Below are 13,674 nucleotides of genomic sequence, written 5' to 3'. Positions count from 1 at the left end.
AGCTATTAATTCAGTGCCAATACATAGCATCCATTTCTTTATTTTACTTCGTCATAAACCCTAACATAATCCACAATAAAATAATCTGGAAGCAGCGCCTTTTTAAGTATATCAGCAGGTGCACCTTCACGGTATCCATTACATTCTGTTGATAGCAAAATAAACTGTTCACGGTGTGAAACTGGATCTGAAACTCTCCATGATTCTTTACCATCCATATAAAATATATAACCTTCTGGACTCCAGTGGACCCCAAATGTATGAAACTCGTTATCACTAGGTTTCATTTTCAATTTGCCGGTTCCCTTGTGCTTATGGTTTTTACCGTAGCCATTCCAATGAACGTTTTGACTAATAATTCCATCCCGCGTAAAGTTCTCCATAATGTCAACTTCAACTCCAGAATCAGCAGGATCCAATGTACTGCCTATAACGGGTGATTGTAACCAAAAGGCTGCCCACCAACCTTCCTGAGTAGGCAACTTACAACGGACTTCATAGTATCCGTATTTGTGTAAAAACTTAGCAGGTTCCAGCTCAGCAATGGGCCAGGCCAGTTTCGTTTTTCCATATTGATTACCCGGCACATCCATAAAGTTGCGTCCAGTTTGTATCTGAGATGAAAAGTACTGACCATTCTTTTCATACAATTTCATCATCAAATGTCCTTTTCCGTCAAGCTCCACCGCATCATCGGTCCAGGTTTCATGTCGCGTTTGCATAATATGTAAACGGAAATCCCATTTACTCCGATCCAGTTTTTTTCCATCAAACTCATCACTCCAGACCAGTTTCCAGTTTTTACCTGAAGGAAGTTGGCTTTCACCTTCGCCAGTGCCTTTAAATGGTTTATTGTCTTGCGTGTACCCCTCAAAAACGAAGGAAAAGCTCATTAATACAAGTGCAATTATTTTAATCTTAAACATATTCATATTGTTATTTTCTTGTTTATAAATTTCATTATATATTACTTTCATAATTCCTGAGGATTAGTTGAGATTACATCTCGTTTATAAAACTTAATCAAGGCAACTAAAATCAGTACTCCACCAATTAAATAGGCAGTAGATAAAGAAGACAACCCATTGGAGAGTCCCATGCCCGGTTTTAAATAACCTAAAAGTACCGGGGCAATTGCGCCAGTAATAAAAGCGAACATAGATATGATGCCAACAGATGTTGATCTATATTGAGGCTCAATTACTGAAAATAAGGTGGTGTAAGTATTGGCTTCATAAATACCTCTGCAAAAGCCAAAAGCAGCAAGCATGACGTAGGTATAAGATGCACTTTGGGCTTGCCCCATTGCGAATATAAAAGGCGCTCCCAGTAGCAGACCAACTGATTGAATAATTAACCGGTTACCACTTGATTTTAGTGCGAATTTATCAGAGCACCATCCGCCAAAAATAACACCTGCAAAGGCAAATATATGATGGTAAAACATGGAGGAAAAACCGGCTTCCACAATAGATAGCTTAAATTTCTCGTGTAAAAAGGTAGGCATCCAGGTTAAGTAAGCAACATTTACAAATACAAGACAAGCGAATGCGATCCCCAATAATATAGCTGTCGGTTTTTTGAACAATGCTAAAACCGCTTCTTTTATAAAACCAGCACCGACATGATTTGTGGAAACGGTGTTGATAAGCTGGACTGATTTTATTCTCCAGGCCAGTAAGGCAGCCAATACAATTCCCGTCCCACCAAAAATATAAAATGCAAATTTCCAACCATACCATTGCGCAATCAAACCACCCAGGGTACCGCTCAAAATAACACCAGCATACAATGAAGTCTGATGAACGGACATGGCCAATGCCCTTGTTTTTTTATGATATTCCCCAATTAATGCATTTGCTGAGGGCGCATAAAAAGCTTCACCCCCGCCTACTGCAATGCTCCTGAATAAGATCAAATGAATCAAACCAGTACTTGCCCCGGTCAATAAGGTGGCGATACTCCAGAATAGCACACTGATCCAGATAATCCTTTTCTTACTAAACATATCCCCCACTACGCCTGCTATTGGAATAAAAATACCAATCACCAGTATGAAGAGTGAACTGATCAGCCCTAATTGAACGTCAGTTAACTGTAGATCAATTTTAATCAATGGCAATAAGATATTAAAGATCTGCCGATCTGCCTGATTAAAGAAAAAAGCCAGCCACAACCAGATCAGCAATTCCCATTTATAAAAATTTGTGTTACTTTTCATATGTCTTTTCCTTATTGTTTTTGATTTCTTTATTCCTGCTCAACAGCGTACATTGATCTAAATCGCCACAATAGGTGTTATTTAAATCAAAAAACTGCAATGACAAACTCGCTTCATTTCCATCAAAACCAAGCGCTTCAGAAAGTTCGACAGCTAAGTGGATACCGTTTGCTGGAGACACCTTTAGTTCTATCAATGGTTCCCTCCCCAACATGGTATCTGCATTATCATTATTTAAAAACAGTTTCAAAACACCTTCCTTAAAAACTCCATATTTACCTTTAATCTGAATGCAACTGCCACTTACATCGATCGTCATAAATGAGCTGATTACTCCGACATCGTTCTTTGTGACGACCTCAGTTTCTTCCGGAATCTTGCACAAGAGCATTTGATATTCGAACGTCATCTGACTATCAGGTTGCATTTCAAATAGTGGAGACAATAATTCTATTTCCATATATGGAAAATTCTTACTGGGATCTTCGAAATATTCATTAACCCTATTTCTGGAGTACACCAGTCCTTTACCCTGTACCCATATCTGAACAGAAGTATCCTCAGGATAAATAGCTTTCTTATCATATTCAAATGTTGCAATCAACACATTGCCCCTTTTCTTATCACAAAATGCAACCCAGTTTGCATCAGTGTCCAAACCTACTTTCCCAACCAAATACTGATTAGTTACTTGAAAATTACCCGAACTGTTAACCTTGTATTGTGGGTTGTTCACCAATCCATGCATGACCTGAAATCCATCTTTGAACTTACTTTTTGGATTTAACGGGCAGATGATCTTATATCTATCTATGGTAGTGATATCAGGAGTATCCAATTGAATAACCGGCCATATAGACCATACTTTAGCTTTATTGCTTTTATTAATAAAAGTTGCTTTAACCAAAATTTTGGAAGAATCCTCGGAAAGCGTAATATCTTTAAGGATTTGCAAACCGGTATAAGGGTCAACGTCACTCTTTAAACTCACTTGATCTCCTGCTGTAGAATCGGAACTATCTGTAGAAACACTATAAAAACCGCCATCCAAAATAACATCAGGTGGCCCTGGCCACTGCTGCTCGGAATCCCATCCCTGGGGAGCCGGCCATATTTTTTCTCCGCCAAAGTTTAGCCAATTGGTTTTTTCTTTAAACCCAGCCGAAGCAATATCGACTCCATGAAGATTTACATTATTGAAAAGCAATTCCTCTTCCATCAATCCCAATTGGATAATCCTTCCGCCCAAATTAGGCGCCACACAAACAGTCATCCATTTGTTTTTCAAGGCAATAACATCCCAACCTTTATATTTAATATTTTGCTTTGACATGCTCTATTCTGGTAATTTTATGTGTGTTTTCAATTGAAAAATTATGGAATATCATTATTTACATATACTGTTTTGGCCGAAAGTCCTGGCCAGTTATCTGTACGAAATGGCGATGCCGGTAAACCTTCTATATTAGTCAGGTTACAGCCCTCAGGATTGTTTGCCCAGGCATATCTTACCGCTACCGGATCAGGTATCTGCTCGCTGGATACAATCACCTGGTTACCCTTGATTACTGCTGAAGCCCAAACAAATTTCTTATCCGCACCGGCTATCGAAAAGTACTTTAAAGCACCTCCCCCCTTGGCAGCTAAGCCCTGACCAATATTGCTGAAACTAATGATGATTTTATCGTTATCGACGCGCATCGATCGATACAAAGGACCAGAAGTCACCAAATCGGTTTCTTTATAGGCAATTTTCATTGCAGCAAGCGCCAAACGTTCGCCTACATCCTTTTTATTTGGCGGATGAATATTATTGGCAATCCCCAGGTCGATACCTACAGCCATGGCAGTATTAGCCTGTTTCGACAAACTCATCAATTGGGCTTCCCTTAACTCAGCCCAATAAGCCTCCGCTGGTACTTTTGATACCTCTTTAAAATTAACCAGTTGTTGATAAACAAAAGGGAAGTTACCTTGTCCCCATCTCGATCGCCAATCGTTGATTAATGCAGGAAAAAGATCGCGATATTCATACCCCCGAAGTTGATTATTTTCGCCCTGGTACCATACAACACCCTTAATTCCATAAGAGATAATCGGATTGATCATCGCATTGAACAATACGGTCGGTAACACAGCTGCCTCATATGCTCTGGGTCTTACCTCATTCTCTTTTTTGTCTGTTTTACTGTCCCAGGCCGCCATCCGCTCCTTATATAAAATCACTTTACTTGTTAGGGCAGCCGTATCCTTCAAAAAACGGATTGTTTTCGAAAATTGAGGAAACTTTTTCAATGCATCTGCACTCATCCACGCTTCTGCAGGAGTTCCACCATAACTAGCGTTGATCAATCCGATTGGGACATTATATTTTTCATACAAATGCTTTGCAAAGAAATAAGCTACGGAACTAAATGACATGATAGTATTTGGCCCTGCAATCTTCCATCCTGTCATTTTTACTGTACTTTGGGGCGCAGCACTATAGTTGCGATTCACTATAATCTGGCGAATATTGTCATTTGCAGACGCTGCTATTTCCTGATCATAACTATTTCTAATCGCTGCATCATCAGGGTACAACGATTTAAGGGCGTTAAAGTTGAAAGCCATATTGGATTGTCCCGAGCAGATCCAAACATCCCCAATCAAGATATTCTTGATCTTAAGTACCTCGGCAGCACCTTCAATAGTCATCAGATAAGGTCCTCCATGTAGGCTCTCCTTTAACGTTACAGCCCATTTACCATCGGCTCCCGCTACAGCACTGTAACTTTCATTTTTAAAATTTACGGAGATCTTCTCGCCTGCAGCAGCCCAACCCCAAATGGGTATTTTAATGTCTCTTTGAATGATCATATTATCGCCCACCAGCTGGGGCAATACGATGGCCGCTTGAACCTGACCTGTTGTCAAAATCCATACAAAAGCAATGATATTAAAAAACGTTAACCTAATCATCTTCATAAGTATATTCTATTTATCAGCAAACAAGTACTTCGACAAAACCTTCATCTGAGGCCTTTCTATACCATTCCGGGGTGCTACGGATAATCTATAGGTCCCCCATCTTGCACCGGCGGCCCAATAGGTGCCGTTGATACGATTTTGTTTCAGGTAGCCTAAAAAATTATCCAGCGTCACCAACCACCTTGGATCGTCATCCGGCACACCATATTCACCTAAAAAACCCCTGAGCTTATTTTCCTTTAACCATTTTACAAATGGAGCAACAAGTAAAACACCAGTCTCCGGGCTAGCCTTTTCCTCATCATAAGTACCTTTATATTTACCTGATGCATCCCGGTCAAAATACACATGCGCCTCATAAATAATACGTTGAGCAGGATCTATTAATTTCTTTAAGTTATCACTGTATTGAACCCATCGCTCGGCCGAGCTCCAGCTATCACCACCGATTAAAATAGGCGTTTTAACATCCACCTTCCGAATCTTAGTGATCACAGCTTGGGCGATATCAAACCAATCTGTTTTTGAAAGCATATCATGAGGTTCATTCATGATTCCATACCCCCATATATTTCGCTGTTGTTTAAATTTTTCAGCGATTTTCATCCAGGCATCTGCAATATTTTCAATGGGGAATCCCGGAGAATTGATCAGTTTCAATTCTCCTTTTATATTTCTGCGACAATAGTTGTGCATATCCAGGATCACAAGTAAACCTCTTTCCTGTGCTTCAACTATAACTTTCTTGATTTTCTCTACTTCCTGAAGATCTAGATCTCCAGCTAAAACAGGCTGTATTCTCTCCCATACAAACGGAATCCGGATCAATTTGAACCCTTGAGACTTTACCTGGTCCATGCTTTTTGTTGTAGGATAGGCATAATCATTATTATAGACCCCATTAGATTTTCCAAATTCAGCACCTGCCAGATTGATCCCGAAAGGTGCCGCCTTTGAAGGGATTTTACCCGACTGGGCAACTGCAGATCCTAGTAAGGAGAACAGCATAAATAAGGTATAAAATATGTACTTCATGAGTTGAGTAATTAAATTCTTAAAAAACAGGCCCTAAAGCACTTTAATGATAAACTGTTTGATCATCGTCTTTTGTTCATCAATAGAATTGTTGTACACAACTATCGTAGCGGTATATGTCCCTTTGGTATTGTATTGATAATTATAGCCACTATAAGTTTTACCGGCGATGGTGTATACAGGAATTTCACCAGCCAATGGTTTTACAACTACCGGCACATCGGGATTAATTCTGCTTACATATATAGGCTTGCTGACTACCCAGGATATATTATTAGGTGCAGTGGCAGTACCACCAACAACTTGCAATTGTGTTGCTGTGGGCACCCAATTTGCCGTAGAGCTACCTATTTTAAGTTTTGTCCAGTAGTTTAAATCTGCAGCAAGCGTAACTTGTGGTACAATATTGCCATCAGGCAAAACATTATTCACCGTTAAATTAGTGATGGTCCATGTTCTTTGAGCGGTTCCCGTAAGCCCAGTATATTTAAAAGCAATAAATAGTGAATCGGATGTACCGGTAATTAAATCGGCCATATTGATGGTTCCGCTCGCAACTGCCCCACTGCCAATTGAAAGTGTGGCCCGGCTCGTAATATTCGTCCAGTTGGCAGCAACAATATTTTCAGCGTCAAGCTTGGCCAATTTATTTGTCGCCAAAACCTGGAGGGTGTTTGCTTGTGTACCAGTCTGCGCATTTGACGTAAATACGAGTTGTGGAACGCCTTGAGCAACTGTGCGATTAGCATACAGATAATTACGTCCAATCTCACCACTGTAAAATAAAATATGTCCGGAGTTTCCGCTCATGAAGAACTTAGCCGTATCACCAACCTTATAATAAAGCGTATCGTTCTTTAAATACGCAGGATCTACGGAAATGGTCAAACTTTCAGGATTATCTACTTCTATCTTTTTGCTGCAGGCATTCAAAAGCAAGCAGCACAGGAGTGCATAAAAAATATATTTCATCTCTTTTATTTATTAAATGTGTTGCTTACCAACCGGGATTCTGTATTAGTTTATTATTTAACTGCAATTCAAGACTGGGTATCGGTAGTAAAAAGTGTTTTTGACTTACTGCAGGAAGTATAGTCCTGATCATATTTGGATTTAACCCTGTCGGTGTACCAGAAGGAAAGGTTGCGTTTGCCTGCACCAATAGATTTTGCATATCCGTTACAAAGCTGCCCCAGCGTACCTGGTCCCATTTTCTGATGCCTTCAAAACAGAGTTCCCTCATTCTTTCTACTTTTAAGGAGTCCATAAATGCATTTTTATCTAAGTTGGGGCTCAGATCACAGACCGCATTCGGTAGATTTATAGGTACTTTAAATGCCCTTCTTCTTACGGCATTGATCGCATCATAAGCAGCTTTCGTTGCTCCGTTTACCTGATTTTCGGCTTCCGCTTTCATTAAGTAAACATCTGCGAGTCTTAATAACGGGATATTAGTAGAATTGTAAGCACTTTGACCACTTCCACCTAATCCCACAAAAGTGCTTTCGTACATTCTGCGGAACTTTCCAGCTTGAATGTACCAAGGACTAGTTACAGGGGTAGTTACTGGTGAAAAATTGACCGGAACGGCTTTGTAAAAGAACTTCGGGCAATTCCAATTTGACCTAACAGAATCCCATACCGCATAGGAGTCTACAAGTTTTTTTGTGACGTAGGCTGCTTGTCCGCCACCAGGACTATTCGTTATGCCAATAAGCATGGTATAGTTACTTCCTTCAGTACTGCTTGTACCATATAAACCGGCCTCCCAGATCGATTCTCTTACATCGTATTTATCCTGCATTAAATTGATAAATACCTGTTTGTAATCCGTAATAAGTGTATGATCAGGTGATGTGATGAGTTTGTCGGCCCAGGTTATCGCGTCTTCATATTTTGAAACATCTACAGGTATTCCTGATGCACCAGGACTTGCCATAGTCAAACAAACTTTTGCTAAAAATCCCTGTACAGCATCTACAGTAACTTTTTCAGCATATCCCAATGATTTGGCTGTAAAATTCGCCTTGCCAAGTAAGTCCTCTGCTTTAGCCATGTCACTTAATATTTGTGCATAAACTGCCTTAACAGGAGTTCTGGCCACGCTTACATCACCTGTTACAGACTGTGTTGGATCGATAATTAAGGGCACATCGCCATAACAAACCACCAACAAATAATAAAAGTAACCACGTAAAAACAGGGCTTGCCCTTTTATGATGTTCTTTTGCCCTTGGTCTACACTAGCATTATCTAAATTTGCAAGCAACAAATTGGCCCTTTCAATTCCGGCGTACAATGCCTGCCAGGCCAATCTGGCACTATTGGAGCCAGCGTCATAGGAAAATGTATTTTCAGGATAAAGGCGGGCTGTACTTTCATCGCAAGTATATGCCCACCTAAAAAGCATATCAGCATTAAAACCATACAGTGCTCCGCCATTTGTAATCACATCATAAACGCTGTTAAGGGCCGTTTGTAATTGGGTACCTGTTGAATAATAATTTCCAGGAGTAATAAAGCTGGTTGGTTTGGTATCTAAAAAATCCTTGCAAGATGTTAACCCCGCCATAACCAGAATGAGAATTACATATTTTAGTTTCATAATAATCAATTTTAGTAGTTAAAAGGTCGCGTTAAATCCAAATACAACAGTTTTTGGCATTGGGTAAGCCATATAGTCAAACCCAGGCGATTGAACAGTATTTCTTACTGATACATCAGGATCAGCACCGCTGTATTTTGTCCATGTATATAAGTTTTGAGCAGTAACATATAACCTGAACGCCGATATCTTTATACTTTTCAACCAATTAGCAGACAGATTATAGCCCATCGATACTGTTTTTAGTCGTAAATACGAACCATCTTCAATCACTCTTGAATTGTAGCCGGCATAGTTAGTACCTACTCCTACAGGGATATCGGTATGCTGATTTGTTGGCGACCAGCGGTTCACCATAGAGGCCATTAGATTAATCAACTTATAAGTACCATCTGCTGGCGCTTCAAAAACGATCCGGTTCGCATTGATTAAGTCATTACCATATGACCATTGCAGGAACACATTTAAATCAAAATTCTGATATTTGAAATTGTTGGTAAAACCGCCTGTATGAATAGGTAGTCCACGTCCTATAATTGTATAATCCTTAGGGTCGATCACCCCATCATTATTCAAATCTTTATACTTCCCCCAACCAGGTTGTGGTGTTGCGGCCGATGTATAGTAAGGTATTCCAGGCTTTAGCTTATAAGTTCCATTTGGCATTTTATCAAAATCAGCATACTGATATAAACCATCGAATACTACACCATACATTTGTCCAACAGGCTGCCCCACTACAGAAATATACGGCGACAAACTATTGTAAGTATTAAGTTGCCCCAGACCTACAATGGTTTGGGATGGAAGGGTTAAATAAGAAGCTCCCTGAGTAAGCGCTAGTAATTTATTACGGTTGAAGCTAATGTTCAACGAACTAGACCAGGAGAATTTAGGCCCGTTAATATTTGCAGTGGTAACGGTAAACTCTACGCCAGTATTCTGCATTTTTCCAACATTTTGAATGGCATTGGAAACGCCAAGTGTAAGCGGTACGTTAGCGTTCAATAATAAATTACGCGTTGTTTTTTTATACCAATCTGCAGTAACCTGAATGCGCTGTTCAAATAGGCCTAAGTCTATCCCAACATTCGACATAGCAGTAGTTTCCCATTTTAAATCCGGATTACCGATGTTCGCAATCGTTGCGCCCGATCCGCCAGCCTGATTGTTGTAGGTATAACCTGTAAAACTAGTTGCGGAGGCAAAGCCCAAACGCGGCAGATAATCGAAATCGCCAACCCGGTTATTTCCCGTCTCACCATAACCTACTCTAAATTTAGCATCTGAAATGGTCTTGATGTTTTTCATAAAATTCTCATTTATGATCCGCCAGGCAAATGCTCCTGATGAGAAATATCCCCATTTATTGCCGGGAGAGAATTTAGAAGAGCCATCCGTACGAAAAGACCCCGTTAAAAGATATCTGTCCTGATAAGCATAATTTACTCTACTCAAAAAAGAGGCCTGGGTAGAGATGGAAGAACTGGCTGCCGTAACACTATAGCTCGCTCCTGTGCTGGACCATAAAGTTGGGGCCAGATTCAACGAGTTTAAACCCAATCCCTCATAATCTGTAGGAATGTGCGTTGTCGCAAAACCACGAATACTTGTTTTTGTCTGCAAAAACGTGGCACCACCCAAAATCGTCAGACGGTGTTTGGTGTTGATCCTGGTATCATAAACCAGTGTATTCTCATTTGAGAGGACAGTTGAATTTCCATAATTAATCGAACCACTAACACCATTACCCACAGTAGCCCTGCCGGGTATCGTGTCCCGGCCATAATAAGTTTTAGAGTTATAAAATGCATCTGCTTCGGTGTTATTGGTGGTATAGCCACCGGTAGTCTTAAAAGTCAATTTTTTCGCAATTTTATATTCGAGATAGGCATTTGCGAATAAATTAGTAGTAGGACTTTGCCTCAATTGATTTTGAAGATCAATAATAGGATTCAGCCTCGTATCATTCGGTAATTGCTGATCGTAACCGTCATCACCCTGATCCTGCAATCCAATATAGTTTCCGGGTGTTGCAGGCCAAGACCATACACCATATAATATCCCCGCAGAACCATTAGAACTAGTCAGGCCGGTCGCTACCCCCTGCTTTGCTATCGGCGATCCGGAAGCATTAGAATAAGCGTAATTCGCAGTAATACCTACTTTAATTTTATCAGTTATCGTCTGATCGAGGGTAATACGTGCTTGATAACGCTTAAAAGCTGAAGTGATGATAATTCCTTTTTGATCTATATAGTTTCCTGAAATAGAATAACGCGTTTTGTCGGTCCCCCCTCTTACTGCCAGATCATAGTTTCCAATGCGTCCATTTTGATAAAGTCTGTTCTGTAAATCCACAGTTGGCTCATTCCTGTAAGATTCCAGATCAGGATGTGCTGGGTAAATAAAAATCGGTGTAGTGGTACCCGGATTTGTTTCCAGTTGAAGCTTAACAAAATTGTAAGCGTCGAGCATCGCCATGCGTTTTGTATTCTTCTGCAAACCATAATAGGTATTGAATGAAACTACAGACGGCCCAATTTTACCCTTTTTTGTTGTAATAACAATTACACCATTTGAGCCCCTTGCGCCATAAATAGCCGTTGCTGAAGCATCCTTTAAGATATCCATTGATTCGATATCGGCTGGATTAATGGAGTTTACTGAAGCGTCTTCCAGTGAAAAACCATCCACCACATATAAAGGGGCATTGCTTTGGCTTAGGGAATTGGCCCCGCGGATAACAATATTAGCCACATTACCAGGTTGCCCGTCTGAACTATTTACCTGAACACCTGCAACACGTCCGGCAAGGGCATCAATAATGTTTGTAACCGGAGCTTTTTGTACCTCATTTAGATTTACAGAGCCGATCGATCCGGTAATATCTTTTCTATTTATACTACCGTAGCCAATCACTACAATTTCATTTAGTCCGGTGTTCTGTTGCTTTAAGACCATATTGATTACCGTTCGTTTTGTAACGGTAATTTCCCTGGTTCCGTAGCCAATAGATGAAAATACCAGAATGGCATTTTCATCAGCTACTGAAATTTTATATTGCCCTTCATCATTAGTCCTGGTCGATACATTTGTATTTTTAACTTTGACATTAACATCCCTTAACGGTACGTTCTTCTCATCAGTTACTTTTCCTATAATTACGACATCGGCAGTCCGCTTCATCGCTTGTGCATGATCAGAAGCAGCGACTTGAATGAAAGCCACTATCCAAATCATGAAGATCAATTTCGCTGAGAGCAGAAATTTAGCCGGATTGCAGAAATAAGACCGGTATATACATGCAGTAGAAATCTTACACATTAGAATGTTAGGTTAATATTTGGTTATTCGATTAGCTTTTGTTTTTCCAGGCTGGTTATTCCTATTGTATTGGATAAAGCATTTTTAAATAATTTTGAATACCCACACAGGCTGCCCTGAAAGTCGGGTTATCGTTTCTTTTGGCACATCCACAAGTATTTGATTGTCTGATTTTGTCCATTTCAGCAATTTATCAGACCCTAGCAAGCTGATTTTTGCATTTTTGTTTATTGAAGACATGGGGATCGTCATTTTTGCCGATAAATCGCGTTCGTCTTCATCAGGCAGATAGGATACATATTGAGCTTTATCCTTACCGGTAAAGGCCCATTTATCTTGCCTATATGGCAATACAGGCTTAGTACCATATATAGATTCGCCATTCACTTTTATCCACTTACCGATTTCCTCTAGTCTTTCATATGCCTCTTTGTGCCATTCGCCATCAGGCCCTGGTCCTATATTAAGCAGCAGATTACCATTTTTTGCAACGATGTCAACCAGCATTTGTATGAGTTTTCGTGTCGGCTTAAATTTTTCTTGCCTATTATAAGACCATGCACGCCCCATAGTCATGCAGGTTTCCCATGGATAAGGGATGTATTTTTCAGGTATAGTTTGTTCAGGCGTCAGGTAATTTATGTATTCTGGTTTTCCATATCTGTTTACCACAATAATCCCTGGCTGATCTTTACGGGCCATTTCAACGATGGACGACATTTCCATTTTTGGCTGGCCATCAAACCAAAGTACATCTAGTTTTCCATAACCAGTCATCAACTCTTCAACCTGGTTATAAGTATAATCGTTAAATCGTTTCCAGCGGTCTGGGTATTTTGTAATGTCATAATTTACTCCCCTGTCTTTTACAGGGAAATAAGACCACCAAAAATCTTCACTATGCCAATCCGGTTTAGAGAAATAGGCCCCCAGCATGAAATCCTGCTTACGAAAGGAATCAAAGACCTCTTTCGTAATGTTACTTCTAGGATTGGATGAAAATGGAGTTTTAGCGCTAGTGACTTTGTAGTCGGTATATTTTGTATCAAACATGCAAAATCCATCATGATGTTTAGTTGTAAACACCATATATTTCATACCAGCATTCTTTGCTGCCAGCGCCCATTTTTCTGGATTAAACAAGGTTGGATTAAACTGGGTTTGCAAATTTTCGTATGCATTCTTATAACCATAGTAGCTGTCAGCATAAGGCCCAGTACGTTGGGTAAAACTACGATCTTCAGGACACAGAGACCATGATTCTACTATTCCCCAGATACTATAAGTCCCCCAGTGCATAAACAAACCAAACTTAAGGTCCTGCCATTCTGCAATCTTTTTCTTTACCTTCTCATCCTTAGGCGCTTCGTATGTTTTTCCGGCTGCAAAAGCCATTTCATTTTGCGCTTTTAAACAAAGTGAGGTTAAAATATTAATCAACAGCACAAGTAGTGCATATTTTAGTATTGTAAGCGATCTGTTTATTGAAGTCATCACAATAATTGGTTAAGGAGGT

General features: G+C 40.0%; 9 protein-coding genes. All 9 read right to left on the bottom strand.

Annotated elements, in window-relative coordinates; all coding sequences use genetic code 11:
• Window positions 1-38: 38 nt before the first annotated feature.
• The 9 genes from FBD94_RS04395 to FBD94_RS04355 all read right to left on the bottom strand — a co-directional run bounded on the left by FBD94_RS04395 (window position 39) and on the right by FBD94_RS04355 (window position 13,652).
• Window positions 39-977: a glycoside hydrolase family 16 protein gene (locus tag FBD94_RS04395; RefSeq protein WP_131606969.1), complete on the bottom strand. Its 939-nt coding sequence runs from the start codon at window positions 975-977 to the stop codon at window positions 39-41.
• A complete protein-coding gene (locus FBD94_RS04390; RefSeq protein WP_131606971.1) occupies window positions 974-2,221 on the bottom strand; it encodes an MFS transporter in 1,248 nt (415 codons plus the stop codon). The genes FBD94_RS04395 and FBD94_RS04390 overlap by 4 nt, the downstream gene beginning before the upstream one ends.
• Complete coding sequence (locus tag FBD94_RS04385) at window positions 2,211-3,554, bottom strand: DUF4380 domain-containing protein (RefSeq protein WP_131606973.1); 1,344 nt, start codon at window positions 3,552-3,554, stop codon at window positions 2,211-2,213. The genes FBD94_RS04390 and FBD94_RS04385 overlap by 11 nt, the downstream gene beginning before the upstream one ends.
• Before the next feature lie 41 nt (window positions 3,555-3,595).
• On the bottom strand, window positions 3,596-5,188 hold the full coding sequence (locus FBD94_RS04380; protein WP_131606975.1) for a sialate O-acetylesterase: 1,593 nt from the start codon (window positions 5,186-5,188) through the stop codon (window positions 3,596-3,598).
• A 9-nt stretch (window positions 5,189-5,197) separates the two neighbouring features.
• Entirely contained in the window at window positions 5,198-6,226 is a 1,029-nt protein-coding gene (locus tag FBD94_RS04375; protein ID WP_136879268.1) for a glycoside hydrolase family 5 protein, read from the bottom strand.
• 33 nt (window positions 6,227-6,259) lie between these two features.
• Window positions 6,260-7,198: a DUF5017 domain-containing protein gene (locus FBD94_RS04370; RefSeq protein WP_136879267.1), complete on the bottom strand. Its 939-nt coding sequence runs from the start codon at window positions 7,196-7,198 to the stop codon at window positions 6,260-6,262.
• Window positions 7,199-7,223: 25 nt separating this feature from the next.
• Complete coding sequence (locus FBD94_RS04365) at window positions 7,224-8,831, bottom strand: RagB/SusD family nutrient uptake outer membrane protein (protein ID WP_136879266.1); 1,608 nt, start codon at window positions 8,829-8,831, stop codon at window positions 7,224-7,226.
• An 18-nt stretch (window positions 8,832-8,849) separates the two neighbouring features.
• Complete coding sequence (locus FBD94_RS04360; protein ID WP_235884370.1) at window positions 8,850-12,074, bottom strand: SusC/RagA family TonB-linked outer membrane protein; 3,225 nt, start codon at window positions 12,072-12,074, stop codon at window positions 8,850-8,852.
• Between the two features lie 168 nt (window positions 12,075-12,242).
• Complete coding sequence (locus FBD94_RS04355; protein WP_169472214.1) at window positions 12,243-13,652, bottom strand: alpha-L-fucosidase; 1,410 nt, start codon at window positions 13,650-13,652, stop codon at window positions 12,243-12,245.
• Window positions 13,653-13,674: the final 22 nt, after the last annotated feature.

It is taken from the genome of Pedobacter hiemivivus, from assembly GCF_005144565.1.
GTDB lineage: Bacteria > Bacteroidota > Bacteroidia > Sphingobacteriales > Sphingobacteriaceae > Pedobacter > Pedobacter hiemivivus.
Note: the sequence above shows the minus strand (reverse complement) of the source record. Positions and strands in the feature narration are given on the sequence as shown.